This is a genomic window from Pseudomonas sp. B26(2017), from assembly GCF_002113045.1.
In the GTDB taxonomy this organism is placed as follows: Bacteria; Pseudomonadota; Gammaproteobacteria; order Pseudomonadales; family Pseudomonadaceae; genus Aquipseudomonas.
The window spans coordinates 493,052-511,846 of record NZ_NEJJ01000001.1 but is presented as its reverse complement, the minus strand read 5'-3'; the positions used below and the strand labels follow the sequence as shown (position 1 = coordinate 511,846).

Genomic DNA, 18,795 nt, shown 5'->3' with positions numbered 1-18,795 from the left:
TTAACCGCGTGGGGTCGCAGCAGCCAGTTTCACAACCGAACCCGGCGCGCCTTTGGCAGGTGCGACTTTAGGCAGGTTGCTGGCTTCCAGCGCTTGTCGTTGTTGAGCGAGAGCGGCAATGGTTTGCTCGCTGGCCATGGGAATCACTTCAGGCGAAACCGGGGAGCCCGGGCGAACCCGTTGCAGACCCTTGACGACGATCGTGTCGTCCTTGTTCAGGCCGCTGCGCACGATACGCAGGCCTTCGATCTTCGGACCGAGTTCGACGGCGCGGTAGGCAGTCTTGTTGTCGCCATCCATCACCAGCACGAACTTCTTGCCGAGGTCGGTACCGACCGCTTCGTCGTTGATCAGCATGGCGTTGTAGGTGCCGCTGCCGACCAGTTTCAAGCGTGCATACAGACCCGGGGTGTAGCTGCCGTCGCTGTTGTCGAACACCGCGCGACCACGGATGGTGCCGGTCTTCGGGTTGACCTGGTTATCGATAAAGTTCATCTGGCCCAGATGCGGGTTGCCGTCTTCATTGGACAGGCCCATGTACACCGGAGTGGTGGCGCCGCGCTGACCTTGACGGGCGAGTTGGGTGTATTTGAGGAACACACGCTCGTCGGCGTCGAAGTAGGCGTAGACCTTGTCGGTGGACACCACACTGGTCAGCGGAGTGGTGTCGGCGGTCACCAGGTTGCCGGCAGTGATCTCGGCACGGCTGACGCGACCGCTGATCGGGGCGGTGACGCGGGTGAAACTCAGGTTCAGTTTGGCCAGATCCAGCTGCGCTTGCAGGGCACCGACTGCAGCGCGTGCTTCTTGTGCAGCGCTGGTGCGCGAGTCGGCCAGTTCGGCGGAGATCGCGTTGCTGGCACGCAGGCGTTCGCCACGACCAGCTTCGTTTTCACTACGGGTGGCGTTGGCGCGGGCCTGGGCAACCAGCGCTTCGAGGCGGCGGACCTCGGCCTGGAACGGACGCGGGTCGATCTGGAACAGCAGGTCGCCTTTCTTGACCAGCGCACCTTCGGTAAAGGCGACTTCGTCGATCTGGCCGGAGACCCGCGGACGGATTTCAACGGTTTCCGGCGCTTCGAGGCGCCCGGTGAATTCGTCCCACTCGTTGACCGGTTGTTCCAGCACCTTGGCCACGCTGACTTTGGCAGCAGGCATGGTGGCGGCGGTTTCCGGTGTCTTGCCGCAGGCGCTCATCACCAGCACGGCCAACATAGCCAACGGAAAGCGCAAATGTTTGAGTGATTTTTCCATGGATGCATCCGCCAATGTATTGAAGATGGGCGGATGATGCTCGGCGGGTAGGAAGCAAACGAATCGAATGACACGAAGGTAACTATCATTCGGAATGATATAAGCCCGAGCGAAGCCCTCTAGCATGCACCTTTCGTTAGGTGGCTATCAATTTGGCTGATGACAATTCTGTGTTGCGCGATCTGCAACTGTCGCGATTGAACCTGCGCGGTGAGGATTACGCGACGATTAAATGTCCGGCAGAAGTGACCAGGCCCTGGCGCCCCTCACGCTCAACGCTCAGCCAGCGCTGATGTATGCGTACTGCGCAGATAGCGCGCGGGTGGGCTGCCCAAGGTTTTGCGAAACATGCTGATGAAGGAACTGACGGATTCGTAGCCCAACGCTTCAGCCGTCCTTTGTACGGATTTCCCCTCGGCCAGGCTTTGCAGCGCGACACCGCCAGCGTCGAAGTCACGCAGCCCGACGCGGTGCCGCGCTGGCGCCTCATCCATTGGTTGCAGGCATTCATGTGATGACCCGTCTGTTAATACGGCTGTTTGCGGCAATCCCTCGGCCCTGGGCGGCTGGCACTTTCGCCTACGTATCGCGCAGCGTCCTGGCGGCAGGATTGGCGCTGTGGCTCGGCTTTCAGCTGCATCTGGACTCGCCGTTCTCGGGCGCCTCCACGGTGTTGTTGCTGGTGCAGCCGGTACAAGGCGCGGTTCGCGGCAAGGGTTTCTACCGGATGCTGGGGACTTTGGCAGGTTTGTTCGCAGCTTGCGTCCTGACCGGGCTGTTCGCCCAGCAGATGTTGCTGTTCTTGCTCGGCATCGGCCTGTGGCTGGGCTTGTGTGTGGCGGCGATGACCGTGTTGCGGCATTACCAGGCCACCGCTGCCGTCGTGGCCGGATATACCGTCTGCCTCGCATTGGGTCCCGCCATCGTCGCGCCACAAAAGGCTTTTGAGCACATCGTGACCCGTAGTACAGCGGTGGCAATCGGCGTGCTTTGCCTGAGTCTGGTGGTCACGCTGTTCAGCTCGAGGACCATGGAGAACAAAATCAGACGCACGCTCGCCGAGGTATGTGCCCGCAGCGCCAGGCTGCTTGCGATGCACCTCTCGGGCGAACAGCGCGCCGAGCGGTTTACACAGGCTCATCAGCTCGCCATCGATATCGGCAAAGTGGACGATTTGTTGGGGCTGGGACGCGGTGAGTCAGCGCTGCTTCGCGCGCGGCAATCGGCGATTCAGGCAGGGCTGGCGCATTTACACGCCGTGGTGCTCGATATGCACTACGACCGTTGCGGCATGGAAACCGAGCCGCCGTTGCTCGCCCAAACAAGTGCGGCGCTGCTCGCGCTGAGTAACCGGATAAGCGACGACTATCACGCCTGTGCCCAGACCGTGAGGCAACTGCGTGTTCAGGTGGAGGCTTGCGCGGGGGCAACCCCCGGCGTACGACCATTCTGCGAACAATTGACCGACCTGAGCGAAGCCTTGCAACACTTTTCCAGCCTCGATCACCCTCGCCGGCAACCGGTAAGGGTCGTGCGTTTCCACCGCAACTACGCCGATGCCGCACGCAACGGCTGCAGGGCACTGCTCGCCTTACTGGCCGCCGGCGCCATCTGGTATCTCAGCGGTTGGGGTCAGGGCCCCACGCTGCTAGCTGTCGTTGGGCCCTGCTGCACACTGCTGGCGACCGCTCCCGCGCCGGAACAAGGCATGGCCGGTTTTATCCGGGGTACATTTTATGCCGTGGTCGCCGCTGCGCTGTGCAAGTTTCTGCTGTTGCCGCAGATCAACGATTTCCCCCTGTTGCTGCTGATGCTGGCGGCATTCTGGTCGTTCGGGATTCATGCGACGAGTCAGCCTCGCCACGCGCTGCAAGGGGTTGCTTACCTGATCGGCTTCAACACCTTGGTGAGTACTGGCGGTACGGCGGTCTATGATTTCGCTGATTTTGCCAATCAGTCGCTCGCCTGGTTCGTGGCCATGGCCGTCTGCCTGTTGGCGTTCCAGATGATGCCGAGAGACAGAGCACGGGATGTTCAAGCACTGAAGCGCTCTATTCAAAGGGGCATCCGGTCACTGCTGCGTCGTGCAGACACTATCAATCACCCGCAATGGCAATCGAAACAGCAGCATCGAATCGTTACATTGAAGAATCTGCTTGGCACCGATATCAAGCTTGATGACCGAGCTGGATGGCTGTCGCTGCAATTGAGTAAGCAATTGAACCGAATTCAACAGTGCACGGACGAAATGGACCCTGATTCTGCCGTCGCCCAATGTGCGCGAGCCAGCATTCGGCGAATGGCTCGATGTTCGGGTGAGCCGGGGATCACTGCAGTACAGGCACGGCGCACAGCAAAAGCGATGAGCCGGCTCGGTGCGGAACATCTGGCGATTGTTTACAAAGAACTCGCCTGGCTGCTGGAGCAATACGCAATTATCGCGAGTCCCGTTACACGCAAGAAGCAACCAGCGAACCTTCGCTCTAACATGACTTGATATTCATACTTCGACGTTTGGCCAATCCCGGACCCTGTGTTTATGAGAGATCTGCCCCCGACCGCAACCTTGCGTGCTTTCGAAGTGTCTACCCGGCACCCGACTTTCACCGCCGCCGCGCAGGAATTGCATGTGACCCAAAGCGCGGTCAGCCATCAGCTCCGGCATTTGGAGGAACTTTGGGGCCTGCAGCTGTTTGAACGCGGCAAGTCGTTACGGCTTACGCCTGCGGGCGCTACCTTGGCGCCGATTGTGCGCGAGTTCTTCATGAGCCTTGAGGCGACGCTGGCTGATTTGCGGGAGCAAAAGGGCAGGGTCCGGCTCAGCGTCAGCACAACCTATTCCTTCGCGCTGAAATGGCTGCTGCCACGCTTGCCGAACCTGGCCCGCCAGCACCCGGAACTGTTGGTGTCGCTGGACACCACGGACGAGGTGATCCATTTCGCCAGCAGCGAAGCCGATGTCGCGATTCGCTTGGGCAAGGGCAATTATCCTGGTCTGTATTCGCAGTTTTTGTTCGGTGAGCAGGTTTTCCCGGTGGCCAGTCCCGAACTGCTGCAGCGTGTCGGAATGCCGGGCAGTCCTGCCGACTTGTTGCAGTTGCCGCTGCTGGCTCGTGACGGCGCTGAGCTCGCGCCGAAATGGGAAGTGTGGTTCCAGTCCGTCGGGCTGGCGTTTTCGCCACTGCGGGAAAGCGTCAGGTTTGGCGACACCAATATGACGGTGGAGGCGGCTTTGCTCGGCCAGGGTATTGCTCTGGTGCGCAGTGGGCATGTCGAGAACGAAATCGGCGATGGCCGTCTGGTGCGGCTGTTCGATGTGCCGTTTCAGTCGCCGCTCGCTTATTACTTCGTTTGTCCCAAGGGCGTTGAGACGCAGCCGCACATTGAGTGTTTTCGCGAATGGTTACTCGGTGAGGCGCTGATAGTGCAGGGCGGGCAAGTTTCAAGACATGAATAATCACTCATGGTGCAATGAGGAGTCTTCTCTGTAATCCTGCCGTTCGGGCTGCCTAAAATGGCCAATGCCTACTCATCTCGTCCTCCTTGTCCTGTTCGCCGCGCTGCTGCACGCCGGCTGGAATGCACTGTTGCGCGGCGGTGTCGATCGGCTCTGGTCGATGACGGTGATGTGCGTTGCAATTGCCACGGTTTGCGCAGTTGCCGCGATGTTCATGGCAGCGCCTGCACCTCAGAGCTGGGGATACGCGCTGCTGTCGGCCTTGCTGCATGTCGGCTACAACCTGTTTCTGGTGCGCAGTTACCGGGTCGGCGATCTGGGACAGATTTATCCGATTTCGCGCGGCTCATCACCTGCGTTGATTACGCTCGGCGCCGTGTTGTTTGCCGGCGAAACCATCACCCCCGGCCAGTTGCTCGGCATTGCGCTGGTGTCAGGCGGAATCATTTCGCTGGCCTTCCGGGGACGCAGCCTGTCGGTGCCAAGCCTGCCTTATGCACTGGGAACCGGTTGCTTTATCGCGGCTTATAGCGTGATCGACGGCATTGGCGCGCGGCTTTCCGGTGCGCCGCTTGCCTACACGGTGTGGATGAGTGCCTTGTGGGGCGTGCTGATGCCGGCGGTCTACATCGGTCTGCGCGATGCCCGCAGCCTGTTTTCGATCCGGCCCGGAATGTTCGCTGCGGCAATGGGTGGGCTGGTCTCTCTGCTTGCTTATGCAATCGTAATTTACGCGATGAACGAAGCCCCGCTGGGCGCGGTGTCAGCCTTGCGTGAAACCAGCGTGCTGTTCGCGGCGTTGCTTGGGTACCTGTTCCTCGGTGAAACACTTACCGTCCGCCGGATGCTGGCCTGTGTGGTGATCGCCAGCGGCGCGATCATCATCGGCTGACTCGGCTTCATCTGCCAAGGAGTAATTTCATGGTTAACGTCTCGCAGACTCCGCTGATTCTGATCACAGGTGGCAGTCGGGGAGTGGGCGCCGCCACCGCCCGACTCGCCGCTGAACAAGGCTACGACGTCGCGATAAGTTACGTTGCCAATGACGCCGCCGCGCTGAAGGTTGCGGCAGATGTCGAAGCGATGGGACGCAAGGCGTTGGCGATGCGCGCCGACAGTGCCGACCCCGAGCAGGTCGCGGGGCTTTTCGCAGCGATCGACCACACCTTCGGGCGCATCGATGTCCTGGTCAATAACGCTGGCGTGCTGGCGCAACAGTCACGCCTTGAGGACCTTGGCTTCGAGCGCATGCAGCGCATCTTTGCGGTCAATGCTCTCGGGCCGATACTGTGCGCCCAGCAGGCTGTGAAACGCATGTCCCGGCGGCATGGCGGTGCGGGCGGCGTGGTAATCAATGTCTCGTCGGCTTCGGCGCGCTTGGGCAGTCCGAATGAATATGTCGACTACGCGGCCTCGAAAGGCGCGCTGGAAACATTCACCATCGGGTTCGCCAAAGAGGTGGCCCGCGAGGGCATTCGCGTCAACTGTATCCGCCCGGGTCACATCTATACCGACATGCATGCCAGTGGCGGCGAGCCGGGACGGGTTGATCGGGTCAAGGACTCGATCCCGATGGGCCGGGGCGGCCAGCCGGAGGAAGTGGCGCGGGCCATCTTGTGGTTGGCCAGCGCGCAGGCCTCGTTTGTTACCGGTACATTCCTGGACGTAACGGGCGGTAAATGAGTCGGGCGGGCTGTAATAGCGAGGTGCGCCTGAAGTGATCAGATGAACAAACGCCCGGCGAAATCTAGAGACTGTCAGGGTCGCCGAAGAACATCTGAATCCGCGACCGCAACCACCTTTCCCCCGGATCGTTATCCTGCGACCCACGCCAAGCCATGTGCAGTTCAAACGTACGAGTAGGCAACGGTGGATCTTCCGCGCGCAGACCGCCAGCCGCTGTCAGTGCTTCCGCCGTGTAATCGGGAACGGTCGCTACGATGTCGGTGCCCGCCAGCAGCGTACCGAGTCCATTGAACTGCGGCACCGCCAGTACCACATGCCGTTTACGCTCGAGTTTTTCTAGCTCTTCATCGACGAAACCACTGAGGTCGCCGGCAAACGACACCAGCGCATGCGGACGGGCGCAGTAATCGTCCAGGCTCAGTGGTCCCGGCACAGTATCGGCGCGCAGTAGTTTGGGTGCGCTGCGGCGCAAGACCTTGCGTTTGGCGTTGGCCGGCAGGTCGGTGGTGTAGCTGACGCCGATGGAGATTTCACCGGAGGCAAGCAGGCCTGGCATCAGGATGTAGTTGACGCGGCGTACCACCAGCACGATGCCGGGCGCCTCGGCGCGCAGGCGCTTGAGCAGCATCGGCAGCAGCGCGAACTCGACGTCATCAGACAGGCCGATGCGAAATACAGAGGTGCTGGTGGCCGGGTCGAACTCTGCCGCTCGGCTGACTGCGGTTGAAATGGAGTCGAGGGCCGGAGAGAGCAGGGCGAAGATTTCTACCGCGCGGGCGGAAGGCTCCATGCTGCGTCCGGTGCGCACGAACAAAGGGTCGTCGAACAGGCCGCGCAGGCGAGAAAGTGCCGCGCTGATCGCCGGCTGGCCGAGAAACAGCTTTTCCGCCGCACGGGTCACGCTGCGCTCATGCATCAGCGTTTCGAACACGATCAACAGGTTGAGGTCGACACGACGCAGGTCATTACGATTCATCTGGAGTCCTGGCAGAGTCATCAAGCTTGACGAGAGCGACCATATGAGAACAATGGCCGGCATGAATCTTACGGGGAAAGGCTGGTAGTCTGCACCGGGTAATTCAGCTTTACTGAGAAGCCGGCAGCAGTTTTTTCATGGATTTTCTCAATGCTGACCATGCTGCGGAATCAATGACAGGCATGTCGACTATTAATAGCCACTGATAGTCTTGGCTGGAAAGCCCAGATAGAGTTCAGGGCATTAGAGGTTACTTTGACGAGGTTTGCGATGTCCCGCACGATCCGTTTTCACAAGTTTGGTCCAGCCGAGGTGCTCAAATGCGAAGAGCATGCGGCTGCTCAGCCAGGTCCTGGCGAAGTGCAGGTGCGTGTCGAGGCGATCGGCATCAGCTGGTATGACACGCTGTGGCGCCAGAATCTGGCGTCGTCCCAGGCGCGTCTGCCTTCGGGCCTCGGTCATGAAATGGCCGGCGTAGTCACAGCCATCGGCGATGGCGTCGAAGATCTGGCCGTGGGCGACAAGGTGGCCAGTTTCCCGGCCGAAAGCCCCAATGATTACCCGGTCTACGGCGAACTGATCGTTCTGCCGCGCACCGCGCTGACCCGTTATCCGGACGTGCTCAGCCCGATTGAGGCCAGCGTGCATTACACGCCGCTGTTGATCGCCTATTTCGGTTACGTTGATCTGGCACGGGTCAAACCCGGGCAGTTCGCCCTGGTGACTGACGCCAGCCACTGCGCCGGGCCGTCCTTCGTACAGTTGGGCAAGGCGCTGGGTGTGCGGGTGATTGCTGCCACCAAAACGGCGGAAGAGCGTGAGTACCTGCTGTCTCTCGGTGCCGAGAAAGTAATCGTCACCGAAGAAGAAGACCTGTTGATGCGAATCAACAAGATCACCGACAACCGTGGCGTCGACGTTGTGTTCGATGGTCTCGGCGGACCGCAGATGTCGCTGCTTGGCGATGTGCTGGCTCCCCGTGGCAGCCTGGTGCTTTACGGCCTGCAGGGCGGCAACCAGACGCCGTTTCCGGCCTGTGCCGCGTTTCAGAAGAACATTCAGTTCTTCGTGCATTGCATCGGCAACTTCACCGGCAAGCCGGAGCTCGGCATCATTCAGGACCATGTCGCCTTGCAGCGCGCCTTGCGTGATATCAACCAGCTCACTGCCGATCGTGTGCTGCTGCCGCTCAAGACTCGTGTGTTCCCGTTCAACGAGTTTGTCGAAGCACATCGCTACATGGACGAGTGCCCATGCCGCGAGCGGGTTGCCCTGCAAATCGAACCTGCCTGATCTTCCCTGTCAGAGTCCGTGGCCCCACGGACTCTTGTGCGTTTTATCCTTCAGACATCGAGAAACCCTGGGCCAGAAGCCTGGGGATGTTCAGCAACTGAACTGGTTTTTACTCTCGATCTGTATCTTCTAATTGCCCTCCAGACGCTGATAATTGAATGACTACTTTCATCTCAAGGAATGAGCTATGTCTGTGCATTCTGTTTGTGTCGTACAGCATCAATCGGCTGTTTATCATTGCGCCTCAAACTTCTGTTTAAAGTTTGTAGGGGTGCAATGTAATCCCTTCTTTTTTTCTTGTGCTAATTATGTGCAGGGAGTTGTAAGAAGTTTCCTAGGAAAACTTTATCCCGGAAGGCGCCCAGTAGTGGCGGGGCTTTCGGCGGTGTCGGCCGTGATTCCTAAATGTCGCTGGCTCAACTGTTTCAAATAACTACAAAAGCTTAAGTGTTAGCATTTCAGCGACTATTAATTAATGAAGAATGATTGTGCGTCCGCCATTCGTGGCCGTGCGATATAAAACCTTTGATACCGGGTGAAGTACTGATGAGCGCGATCCATGATCAGGCAATGAATTATGTCTACCAGCAAGTATTGCAGCGACTGCTGAGTTTCTTTTCCCGTGCCGAGCGCACGGCATTGCAGCTGTTGATCCAGCGCCTGGCAGTTGCTGCCGGGGGCATGGATCGCATCGGTGAATTCAAGATATTGGCCATCCAGTCCGGCACACGCGACTGCTGCTACAGCCTGGCCCTTTTGCGTGCAGCCCAGTTGAGCATCGCCGGGCGCGCGCCTGCCACGTTTCAGTTGCGTGTTGCCACCTTGCGTTGCAATGGCGTACCGGCTTCGGCATTGCACAACATGCACCGCAGCTTCAGTGCGCTGTTCCTGTATGACGATCCACGCGTAGAACTTTTGATGGTGGATCATCGCGAGATCCTGCCATTCAACCATCTGGCGCCTGTCTGCGACGAGGGGCGCGAAGCCGGCAGGCTCAACCTGCTGATGGTAGGACATCGCCGCGACCGGGATGAGCCGTTGACGCTTTGGGATGACCTGTACCTGACCACCGCCGAGTTCTACGGTCAGGTCGCCCGCTGGAGCAACGGTGTCGACGCCTTGATCAACAGCGACAACGCGCGTCGTCAAGAGCAGTTTCTCGATGGCCTCGACCGGGCCGTGCGCAAGGTCGGCATGGGCGCGTTGTCGCGCAAGGGCGGCGGGTTCGATGAACTGTTCAGTTTGCTCGACAGCCTCGGCAGCGATTGTTATCGCGAGCTCTATGCCCAGGAGGATCGGGTACTGTGGCGACCGCTCGGTGAGTTCGAAGCCTGCCGTCGTACCAGCTATATCGGCATCGACGACATGGTGGTCGGCAAAATGGAGGAACGCTGGCCCTTGCTCAGCGATTTCCTCGGCTTTCAGGCCGACGATCTGATGCTTGAGGCGCGAACCGGCGAGTGTGCCGATCCCCTGGTCGGCGCCTACCTGCAAGGTTTGCAGGCCAGTTACACCGAAGGACGCACCTACGGGGCCGGGGTCTCGGAGTATCAGCAACAATGTCTGGCAACGATGCGCCGCAGGAACACACCTGAGCAGGTTTGCGAACGCTTTAAATCGGCGTTCGGCAATCTGTCCGATCTCGCGGAGCACCAATCGCTGGCGGCGGCTTCCCTGCAAAAGAATTTCGGCCTCAATGAACAGCAACTGGTTTGCCTGCTGTTCGCACCTTTCATCAACGCTGGCGCCGGCCTGGAGCGATTCCTGCGCACCTGTCATCCGGGCATGCTGGTTGCCATGCCGGATCTGCACCGTGCCATGCAAGGCCTGCACGCTCCGGAGCAGGTCTTGCAATGGATGACCGATGTCAGCGGCCTGCCACTGCGACTGATCTGCCGGTTGTACGCAATGGAAGCGATCCAGATGGACGGACATGTTCCCAAAGCGCAGGAGTTACTCGAGCACGATGTCACTCTGGACGACCGTTCGGCGGAAGGTTGAGTGGGGTTTTGTTGTCCGGCCACGGGGACAAGTCTGCGGACGTACGCTCATGAGTGAGCCAAGAGAATCCGACTTTGCCTATCAGGCGGTCTATCGTTACCTGACACAGCTGATCAGCGAGCCGGGCAATCAGGAAGCCATTCGACTGCCGTCGCTACGGCAACTGGCGGAACGGCTGAATGTGTCGATTTCGACCATTCAATACGCCTACGCGTTGCTGGAAAAAGAAGGCCGGGTCTATTCCGTGGCCAAATCCGGATATTTCGCGCGGCCGACATCGACAGTCATGCCACCCGGGTGCGGCAGTGATTTGCTGGAAACGGTTTACGTGAATGCCAGACGCTTCGGCATGCAAGTATTGAGTGCTGATGAGCCCGCGTCGATCCAACCCCTGGATCGTCCGTTGCTGATGCTTGAACGCGAGTTGTTGCGCCAGTATCCCCGGCACTTGCAGACGCTGGCCCAGCCTTGCGGCGAACTGGAACTGCGCACGTTGCTGGCTGCCCGCTACACCACATCGGCCGCCCATTGCTGGCACGCCGAAGACGTCTACATCGGTGCCGATCTGCGAGGGGTGCTGGAAATCCTGATCGCCGCCCTTGAGCTGCGCCACGCAACCGTGGTGATCGAGTCGCCGTGTGACTGGATGATTCTGCGTCTGTTCCAGTCCGCCGAGGTTCGGGTGATCGAGCTGCCGCTACAGCCAGATGGCGCATTCGACCCGCAGAAACTGCAGAGGCTGCTCGCAAACGAGCGGGTGCGACTGATTCTGCTGTCCTCCAGATTGAATATGCCCCATGGCAGCCGCATTCCTCAGTCCAGCCGTCAGGCGATTGCGCGGTTGCTTGTGAAGCATGGCACCTGGCTGCTGGAAAATGATTGTCACGGCGAGTTGCTGGACGACGCCGAAGAAACGCCGCTGCGCGAGCTGGTGGATCCCGACCGCCTGTTGGTGTTTTCCATGTTCGAAAACGTCATCGGGGTCGAAGCGCCCTATGGTTTTGTACTGGCGCGACAATGGCGTACGGACCTTCAGCGTCACTTCCTGCTGCGTTCGTTCCGCCTGTCACCGATCCGCCAGAAGGCCATCGCCCGACTCTACGCGAGTGGGCGAGTGGACCAGCATTTGCCGATGCTCAAGTGCTTGCTCAGAGACCGTCGTACGCAATGGATCGATTTGATACGTGAACGTCTGGGCGACGTTCTGCAGGTTGTGGAACCCGCTGGCGGCGCAACGATCTGGCTGCGCTCTGCACGCCCGATCGCGATGGATGCAGTGTTTCATCGGTTACTCAAACAGCACGTGCTGATTGCACCGGGGGAGTTGTTCAGCCTACAGGGCCTGCACACGCAACACATGCGTTTGAGCGTGACAGGCAGCGCCGAGCACGAGTTGTTAAGACTTGTCGGACTGCTCGGGGATGCGTTGCGACTGGCTCCGCGGACAGATGCGCGTAAACACCCGGCCTGTGTGCAATAGACCCCATCGCGCTTCGGCCAAACTGCCAGTAAACTCCGGTGTAATTTCCTGAACCACTCTATTTCAGAGGTTTTGCATGACACTCAGTCCTTTTGCGGGCAAACCGGCACCGGCAGAACTGTTGGTCGACATCCCGCGACTGGTTACGGCGTATTACACCGGTCAACCCGACGCCTCGGTTTCCACCCAGCGCGTGGCGTTTGGCACCTCCGGGCACCGGGGTAGTTCCTTTGATTTGAGTTTCAACGAGTGGCACGTTTTGGCCATCAGCCAGGCGATCTGCCTGTATCGCGAAGCCCAGGGCATCACCGGGCCGCTGTTTGTCGGTATCGACACGCATGCGCTGTCGACTCCAGCCGGGGCCAGCGCGCTGGAAGTGCTGGCGGCCAATGGCGTGACCGTGATGATTGCCGAAGGTGATGACTACACGCCGACCCCGGCAGTCTCCCACGCCATTCTTTGCTACAACCGTGGTCGCACCACCGGCCTGGCCGACGGTATCGTCATCACCCCGTCGCACAACCCGCCACAAAGCGGTGGCTACAAGTACAACCCAACCAACGGCGGCCCGGCCGACACCCACATCACCAAGTGGATCGAAGCCAAGGCCAACGAACTGCTGGCCAACAAACTGGCCGGCGTCAAACGCATCAGCTACGAGCAAGCGCTCAAGGCCCAAACCACCCATCGTCACGACTACGTCAACACCTACGTGGCCGACCTGATCAACGTCATCGATTTCGATGCCATTCGCGGTGCCAAGCTGCGTCTGGGCGTCGATCCTCTGGGCGGAGCTGGGGTGCGTTACTGGTCGGCGATTGCCGAGCACTATCGCCTGGACCTGGACGTGGTGAACAAGGAAGTCGATTCGACGTTCCGCTTTATGACCGTCGACTGGGACGGGCAGATCCGCATGGACCCATCGTCCAGCCATGCCATGCAAGGCCTGATCGGTCTGAAGGAGCGTTTTGACGTGGCTTTCGCCTGCGACCCGGATCACGACCGTCACGGCATCGTCACGCCATCCGGCGGTCTGCTGGCACCGAACAACTACCTGGCGGTGTCGATCGACTACCTGTTCCAGAACCGTCCGCAATGGCGTGCCGACGCAGCCGTGGGCAAAACCGTGGTCAGCAGCGGTCTGATCGATCGCGTGGCCAAGCGTCTGGGCCGTCGTCTGTACGAAGTGCCGGTAGGTTTCAAATGGTTCGCCGATGGCCTGTTCGACGGCTCGCTGGGTTTTGGCGGCGAAGAAAGCGCCGGCGCCTCGTTCCTGCGCAAGGATGGCGGTGTCTGGAGCACCGACAAGGACGGTCTGATTCCAGCCCTGTTGGCCGCTGAAATGACAGCCCGTACCGGTCGCGACCCAAGTCAGGCCTACCGTGCACTGACTGATGAGCTGGGCGAACCGTTCTCGGTGCGTGTCGACGCCAAGGCCAATCCGGAACAGAAAGCGCTGCTGAGCAAGCTGTCGCCAGAGCAGGTCACCTCGACCGAACTGGCGGGCGAGAAGATCCAGAGCATTCTCAGCAAGGCTCCAGGCAACGATCAGGCCATTGGCGGCCTGAAAGTGATGACCGAAAACGGCTGGTTCGCTGCGCGTCCTTCGGGCACCGAAGACATCTACAAAATCTACGCCGAAAGTTTCATCGGCGACGCCCACCTCAAGCAACTGGTGGCTGAAGCGCAAACCCTGGTAGACGGTGCGATCAGCGCTAAATAACGCCAGACAACGGAAAAGGGCGACCCTGAGGTCGCCCTTTTTTGTGCCCGCGATTCGCCGGTCAGGCCAGGTCCACCAACACGATCTCGCTGTCTTCCAGCGCCGTGACGGTCAGCACCTGTTCATCAGCCACCGCCACACCGTCTCTAGCTTGTGCACGCAAGCCGTTGACTTCAATGACACCTGTCGCCGGAACCAGATACGCCCGACGTCCGGCATCGAGGCGGTATTCAGCCGTTTCTCCGGCCTTGACAGTGGCCGCCACCAAACGCGCGTCGGCGCGGATGCGCAGGCTTTGATCGTCACCGTCCTTGCCGCTGGCGAGGGTCACGAAACCTTCGCGATCGCCTTTCGGGAACGGTTTGGCGCCCCAGGACGGCGGTGCGCCCGTTTCAGTTGGCAGAATCCAGATCTGGAAGATCTTGGTGTCCGTGGCTTCCAGGTTGTATTCGCTGTGGGCGATCCCGGTGCCGGCGCTCATCACTTGTACGTCGCCAGCCTCGGTGCGGCCCTTGTTGCCCAGGTTGTCCTGATGGCTGATCGCACCTTCACGCACGTAGGTGATTATTTCCATGTCGCGGTGCGGGTGAGTCGGGAAGCCCGTGCCGGCGGCAATGATGTCGTCGTTCCACACGCGCAGGTTGCCCCAGTTCATGCGTTGCGGATCGTAGTACTCGGCGAACGAAAAATGGTGATGGGCATCCAACCAGCCGTGATGGGCGCCGCCCAGCGAGCTGAAAGGTCTGAGTTCAAGCATGATCGTCTCCTCAAAAGGTTCGTCATGGGGCGCGATGCCTGAGCCACGAAGCGAGACCGGTGATTGATGACAGGCATCATCTATCAGCCAAACATCGATAAAAAGCGTAAAAAGTGCGGCATTCCAATCGAATCGATAGATATTAATAAGGCTCGAAACCGTCTCATCCGACTTTCAATTCATCGCCTAAACCAATGACCTGTAAGCATTTCGCTAGAACAAAAAAGCAAATGCAGACACCATAGCTCCCAACAGCCTCACATCCGGAGTCCGTCAGCGTGGCGCAACACACCCCCGATCTTCCTCCCGAACTTCGTCCCCTGGCCGAGATGCCTTGGTTCAAGCGCCTGGCTGCGCGTTTCCTTGGGCACGGCCTGACGCAGCTGCGCGCCCAGCACCGGGCTTCGTGGTTGCACGGCCAGGCCGACGGCTTTCGCAGCGGGCATACTGCCGGCGTGGAATACGGGTACAAGGAAGGCAAGGCTGACGGGCTGGAAGAGGGCCGGCAGGTTTTGTTGATCCGCGACAGCCGCAACCCCGAGCATCGCCCGCCGGGTATCGACAATCACCTGTTCGACGACTGGCGCCTGCCGCTCAGCGCAGAACTGAAAAAGCGCATGAAAGCCGACGTCGCGCGCCTGCTGCCAGCCCACGCCCAGCCAAGCGTTGCGCAATGGAAGATGATTTTCAGCGATACCCCGTCAACTTCGGTGATTGCCGGCGCTGGAGCCGGCAAGTCGACTACGCTGGTCCTGCGGATCCTGCTGCTGACCCATTACCTCGGCTTTGAGCTCGATTCAATGACCGTGGTGACTTTCACTCGCGAGTCGCGCAAGGACTTCATCAACAAGCTGATCGAACTGTTCGCGTTATGGAGCCGCTCACTCAGTCAAAAAGCTGCGAAAGACCTGGTGCGCACGTTTCACTCGCGAATCCTGCCGATGGTCCGCAGCCTGCCGGGATTCGAGCGCTTGCAGGCATTCGAAAACCTCAGCCACCGCGCGCAGCCGGGTGACGAAGACGTCGACAGCAATCCATTCGATCTGCGCATCAACGACGCGCAACGCCAGCAGCTGAACGCTTGCTACCACCGTCTCTACAACGAAGACCCGCGCTTCGCGCAATTGATCCAACCGTTGTCCCGCCACGCCTTGCAACTCAAGGAACTGGAGCGCGATCACCCGGACGTGCAGAAGCGCGTCGCTGTAACGGAACTCGCGGCCCGACGGGATGAAGAGTTGTGCGACATGATCGAGGACATGTGGCTTCGCGCCGGCGCCTGGCCGATCAAGGGTATCGAGCCGAGCCGCCAGACATTCGACATCAACGGCGCGTCGTTCCATTGCCACGGCTATATTCCGAGTCTGGATGCTTGGGTTGTACTGGGTTTCGATCCTCGGGAAAACCCGCAGGTCTGCCGTCCCAACGCCAAGCTGACGGTTCGTGCAGAGTGGGCAGTCAAGCGCACCCTGTTTCAAGCTTTCTGTCGCAAGCCATTGATTTGGATGGATAGTTATGAATCCTCAAAGCGCTTGTTGGCCACGCTTGCAGGTGATGTCAGCGCCGGTCCGGGCTTCGACTACAAGGTCAAGGGCGAGCTGGCGTCCGCGCCGTTGCTCGACTGTTTTGTCGCCGCCGCAGGTTTCATCGAGAACCTGGGGCTCGACGTACCGGACGCCGTCGGCCGCATGAGTTTCGCCAAGGACGATCCGGACAGGTTTTTCTTCGAGGCCCTGAGTCTGTTCTGGCGCGCGCTGGAAGATCACCTTCTGGATCAGAAGCCGCCGATCATGACCTACAACCGGATGTTCGCGCTGTTCAGCGAGCACTCACCGGAAAACCTCAAACTGCTCAGCGATGAGCTGCTGCGCCCGATGTCGCACCTGATGATTGATGAGTTCCAGGACGTTTCGCCGCAGATCGTTTCGTGGATTCGTGCCAGCCTCTTGGAAATCCGCAGCCGCGGCCCGGCCATGCACGTCGGGCGAGGCGCGCAGCGATCGTCTCTGCTTTGCGTGGGCGACGACTGGCAATCGATCTACGGCTGGCGCGGCAGTTCGCCGAGTTACTTCATGGAGTTCAACAAGGAGTTCCCGTCGCCGAGCACGACCCGTGTAATGCTCAGCGACAACTATCGCAGTCATCAGCACATCATCGACGCGGCAGAACACATCGTTCGTGCCGCGCCCGCGATCCCGGGCAAGAAGGCAAAAGCCAGCGGCGAGGAGAGGCCGTTGCAGCCCGTCAACGTGCTGGAGCGTGACGATCAGGCACTCGGCCAGCGTCTGGCAGAACACTATCGAAACGGCGATTCAATCCTGATGCTCTATCGAAAAAGTAGCGATAAGTCATTGATAGAGCACCATATTCAATCTGTAGTTAATGTGGATTCGAGCTTGCCTTACGAAGCGCGACGCCTGAAACAATTGACCTATCACAGCGCCAAAGGCCTACAGGCCGACGCGGTCTTCCTGTTGGGTGATTGCCAGCATCTGACCAGTTCCCCCTACAAGAATCAGGTCTATCGCATGGCCGGACTCGGCAAGGCTGGTGACAGCGAGCCGTACGACAGCGCGCAAAAAGACGAAATCCTGCGCCTGGCCTATGTCGGCATCACCCGCGCAGTCAGCCATTGCTACTGGTATGTCGAGCCTCAGGACAGTCAGGCGGTGAATATGCCTCGGGCTTCGGACCGGGTACCGAAGGGCAAACCGTTTTTCATCGATCATCGGCCAGAGAAGAAAACCGCCTGAATTTGGCGCCCATAAAAAAGCCCGCATAAGCGGGCTTTTTTATTTTAAATCAGCAAGTTATGCGTAACTCTTGAGAGATTCCGGAGGAATGAAAGCCTCCAGCTCATCCTCCACAGCTTCGATTATTCGCTCCACATCCGCCGCATTCATCACCGTGGCACAGGGAATGCCGGCGATCGCGATCAGGGTTTCGCCGCTGGCCCGATCGAACAGGCGGGCGACCAGGCTGCCGGGCGCATCCATGGTCGCCTCGAAACCCATTGGATGAAAATGCCAGCGCATCAGCTGGCACGCATTGGGGAACGTGACCTTGCTTGACCCTTTATTCATGTGTTGCCCGCCTTCTTCATCGAGCGCTTCCGTTTGCTCATGGTAGGTGGGAAGAGCCTTCATTGGCCCAACCGGTGATTGCCTTAAAAGTAGCATCTGAATGTGAATTTCCTGTGAGAATTTTCAGTTCATTTAGCGATTGCGCGGACTTTTTTGATGTAAGTCACGGTTCACTCCAATCGTCGCCAAAATGCCATCACGGTCGGGTTATTGATGCAGCGCCAGAAGTTGGGCAAGCTCGGTTCTTTTTCCAAGAGTCCCTTATGCACGCCGATGATGACGGCCCGGAACAGACCCGGGCCACGGCCGAAACGGTCATGCGCTATCACCTGTGCTGGAAACACCGGGACCTGGATGGGGTGATGGCGCTGTATCACCCGGACATCCAGTACAACGATTTCTTCCAGAACCGCGTGCTTGGCCTCGACGAGTTGCGCGAGTACGTCCGGGTCAGCATGCCGCGTGAATCCGATGAAGCGCTGGAGCATTGCGACCGCATCCGCATCGACGGCAATACCGCGTTCATTCAATACGAAGTGACGTTGCGCGGCGGTAACGGGCTGGTGTCGTTTCGGTCCAGCGAAGCGATCACGGTCAAGGACGGGCAGATCTGGCGGGTCAACGAATATGCCTCGCTGGTGCGCGAACAGGCCGACAGCCCGACGGCAAGCAGCCAGCGCCCGGCCGTGAGTCGGCTGGGTTTGTCGCCGCGCCAGTTGAGCTTCATGGCCGATGACTTGCAGCAGTATTTTCAAAGTCAGCAGCCTTATCTCGACCCCGAACTCGACCTGCAACGGGTGGCGAAGGAGTGCGGGTACAGCCGCAACCAGATTTCCTATTTGCTGAATCAGGTGCTGGGGCAAAGCTTCTACCGCTACGTCAATCAGGCGCGGCTGCAACATCTATTGCGGTCGCTGGACAACGCTGCTGCGCCGCTGCGCATCGACGAACTGGCCTTCGCCGCCGGTTTCAATTCGCTGTCGGCGTTCTATAGCTGCTTTCGCCAGCACACCGGCCAGTCGCCCAAGGCCTACGCGAAGCAAATTTCTTTGCGGACACGCGCGCAAGACAATTCCTGAGTTCTG

14 protein-coding genes and 1 pseudogene are annotated in these 18,795 nt (G+C 59.5%); 10 read left to right on the top strand and 5 right to left on the bottom strand.

All coding sequences use genetic code 11. From position 1 onward, the window contains the following. Both mexE and CAF79_RS02115 read right to left on the bottom strand, forming a co-directional pair. Complete coding sequence (gene mexE / locus CAF79_RS02120) at positions 1-1,254, bottom strand: multidrug efflux RND transporter periplasmic adaptor subunit MexE (RefSeq protein WP_085696219.1); 1,254 nt, start codon at positions 1,252-1,254, stop codon at positions 1-3. Positions 1,255-1,526: 272 nt separating this feature from the next. Continuing rightward, positions 1,527-1,691, bottom strand: a pseudogene (locus CAF79_RS02115) (helix-turn-helix domain-containing protein); the annotation flags it as partial. A 77-nt stretch (positions 1,692-1,768) separates the two neighbouring features. Between CAF79_RS02115 and CAF79_RS02110 the strand changes: the two are divergent. The 4 genes from CAF79_RS02110 (at position 1,769) to CAF79_RS02095 (ending at position 6,394) form a co-directional block, all read left to right on the top strand. Further along, positions 1,769-3,751, top strand: coding sequence for an FUSC family protein (locus CAF79_RS02110; protein ID WP_085696217.1), 1,983 nt, complete (start codon positions 1,769-1,771; stop codon positions 3,749-3,751). A 42-nt stretch (positions 3,752-3,793) separates the two neighbouring features. Beyond that, positions 3,794-4,711 carry a transcriptional regulator GcvA gene (gene gcvA, locus CAF79_RS02105; protein WP_085696216.1) on the top strand — a complete coding sequence of 306 codons (918 nt, stop codon included), beginning with the start codon at positions 3,794-3,796 and terminating at the stop codon, positions 4,709-4,711. Positions 4,712-4,775: 64 nt separating this feature from the next. After that, positions 4,776-5,603 (top strand): EamA family transporter, encoded by an 828-nt coding sequence (locus CAF79_RS02100; protein WP_085696215.1) that lies wholly within the window; start codon positions 4,776-4,778, stop codon positions 5,601-5,603. Between the two features lie 29 nt (positions 5,604-5,632). After that, positions 5,633-6,394 (top strand): SDR family oxidoreductase, encoded by a 762-nt coding sequence (locus CAF79_RS02095; RefSeq protein WP_085696214.1) that lies wholly within the window; start codon positions 5,633-5,635, stop codon positions 6,392-6,394. A 64-nt stretch (positions 6,395-6,458) separates the two neighbouring features. Here the strand turns inward: CAF79_RS02095 and CAF79_RS02090 are convergent, their stop codons facing one another. Continuing rightward, the gene (locus tag CAF79_RS02090; RefSeq protein WP_074690647.1) at positions 6,459-7,373 is read right to left on the bottom strand and encodes a LysR family transcriptional regulator; all 915 of its coding nucleotides are present in this window, start codon (positions 7,371-7,373) and stop codon (positions 6,459-6,461) included. A gap of 270 nt (positions 7,374-7,643) precedes the next feature. Here CAF79_RS02090 and CAF79_RS02085 point away from each other — a divergent pair, with 270 nt between their 5' ends. The 4 genes from CAF79_RS02085 (at position 7,644) to pgm (ending at position 13,870) form a co-directional block, all read left to right on the top strand. Then, positions 7,644-8,666 carry a zinc-dependent alcohol dehydrogenase family protein gene (locus CAF79_RS02085; RefSeq protein WP_011334080.1) on the top strand — a complete coding sequence of 341 codons (1,023 nt, stop codon included), beginning with the start codon at positions 7,644-7,646 and terminating at the stop codon, positions 8,664-8,666. A gap of 546 nt (positions 8,667-9,212) precedes the next feature. Further along, positions 9,213-10,667, top strand: coding sequence for a hypothetical protein (locus CAF79_RS02080; RefSeq protein WP_085696213.1), 1,455 nt, complete (start codon positions 9,213-9,215; stop codon positions 10,665-10,667). Between the two features lie 49 nt (positions 10,668-10,716). Beyond that, the gene (locus CAF79_RS02075) at positions 10,717-12,147 is read left to right on the top strand and encodes a PLP-dependent aminotransferase family protein (RefSeq protein ID WP_085696212.1); all 1,431 of its coding nucleotides are present in this window, start codon (positions 10,717-10,719) and stop codon (positions 12,145-12,147) included. Between the two features lie 76 nt (positions 12,148-12,223). Continuing rightward, the gene (pgm, locus tag CAF79_RS02070) at positions 12,224-13,870 is read left to right on the top strand and encodes a phosphoglucomutase (alpha-D-glucose-1,6-bisphosphate-dependent) (protein WP_085696211.1); all 1,647 of its coding nucleotides are present in this window, start codon (positions 12,224-12,226) and stop codon (positions 13,868-13,870) included. A gap of 61 nt (positions 13,871-13,931) precedes the next feature. Here pgm and CAF79_RS02065 read toward each other — a convergent pair whose 3' ends face one another. Then, positions 13,932-14,627, bottom strand: a complete 696-nt coding sequence (locus CAF79_RS02065; protein WP_085696210.1) for a pirin family protein — start codon at positions 14,625-14,627, stop codon at positions 13,932-13,934. A 278-nt stretch (positions 14,628-14,905) separates the two neighbouring features. Here CAF79_RS02065 and CAF79_RS02060 point away from each other — a divergent pair, with 278 nt between their 5' ends. Further along, positions 14,906-17,380: a UvrD-helicase domain-containing protein gene (locus tag CAF79_RS02060; RefSeq protein ID WP_085696209.1), complete on the top strand. Its 2,475-nt coding sequence runs from the start codon at positions 14,906-14,908 to the stop codon at positions 17,378-17,380. A gap of 57 nt (positions 17,381-17,437) precedes the next feature. Here the strand turns inward: CAF79_RS02060 and CAF79_RS02055 are convergent, their stop codons facing one another. Next, entirely contained in the window at positions 17,438-17,710 is a 273-nt protein-coding gene (locus CAF79_RS02055; RefSeq protein WP_011334086.1) for a DUF1652 domain-containing protein, read from the bottom strand. Positions 17,711-17,973: 263 nt separating this feature from the next. On the opposite strand from CAF79_RS02055, the gene CAF79_RS02050 reads away from it, so the two are divergent. Beyond that, a complete protein-coding gene (locus CAF79_RS02050; protein ID WP_085696208.1) occupies positions 17,974-18,789 on the top strand; it encodes an AraC family transcriptional regulator in 816 nt (271 codons plus the stop codon). Positions 18,790-18,795: the final 6 nt, after the last annotated feature.

Excerpts from the sequence above, each read along its gene's own strand:
- mexE (WP_085696219.1), bottom strand. The coding sequence starts at position 1,254 with ATGGAAAAATCACTCAAACATTTGCGCTTTCCGTTGGCTATGTTGGCC.
- CAF79_RS02110 (WP_085696217.1), top strand. The coding sequence starts at position 1,769 with ATGACCCGTCTGTTAATACGGCTGTTTGCGGCAATCCCTCGGCCCTGG.
- gcvA (WP_085696216.1), top strand. The coding sequence starts at position 3,794 with ATGAGAGATCTGCCCCCGACCGCAACCTTGCGTGCTTTCGAAGTGTCT.
- CAF79_RS02100 (WP_085696215.1), top strand. The coding sequence starts at position 4,776 with ATGCCTACTCATCTCGTCCTCCTTGTCCTGTTCGCCGCGCTGCTGCAC.
- CAF79_RS02095 (WP_085696214.1), top strand. The coding sequence starts at position 5,633 with ATGGTTAACGTCTCGCAGACTCCGCTGATTCTGATCACAGGTGGCAGT.
- CAF79_RS02090 (WP_074690647.1), bottom strand. The coding sequence starts at position 7,373 with ATGAATCGTAATGACCTGCGTCGTGTCGACCTCAACCTGTTGATCGTG.
- CAF79_RS02085 (WP_011334080.1), top strand. The coding sequence starts at position 7,644 with ATGTCCCGCACGATCCGTTTTCACAAGTTTGGTCCAGCCGAGGTGCTC.
- CAF79_RS02080 (WP_085696213.1), top strand. The coding sequence starts at position 9,213 with ATGAGCGCGATCCATGATCAGGCAATGAATTATGTCTACCAGCAAGTA.
- CAF79_RS02075 (WP_085696212.1), top strand. The coding sequence starts at position 10,717 with ATGAGTGAGCCAAGAGAATCCGACTTTGCCTATCAGGCGGTCTATCGT.
- pgm (WP_085696211.1), top strand. The coding sequence starts at position 12,224 with ATGACACTCAGTCCTTTTGCGGGCAAACCGGCACCGGCAGAACTGTTG.
- CAF79_RS02065 (WP_085696210.1), bottom strand. The coding sequence starts at position 14,627 with ATGCTTGAACTCAGACCTTTCAGCTCGCTGGGCGGCGCCCATCACGGC.
- CAF79_RS02055 (WP_011334086.1), bottom strand. The coding sequence starts at position 17,710 with ATGAATAAAGGGTCAAGCAAGGTCACGTTCCCCAATGCGTGCCAGCTG.
- CAF79_RS02050 (WP_085696208.1), top strand. The coding sequence starts at position 17,974 with ATGCACGCCGATGATGACGGCCCGGAACAGACCCGGGCCACGGCCGAA.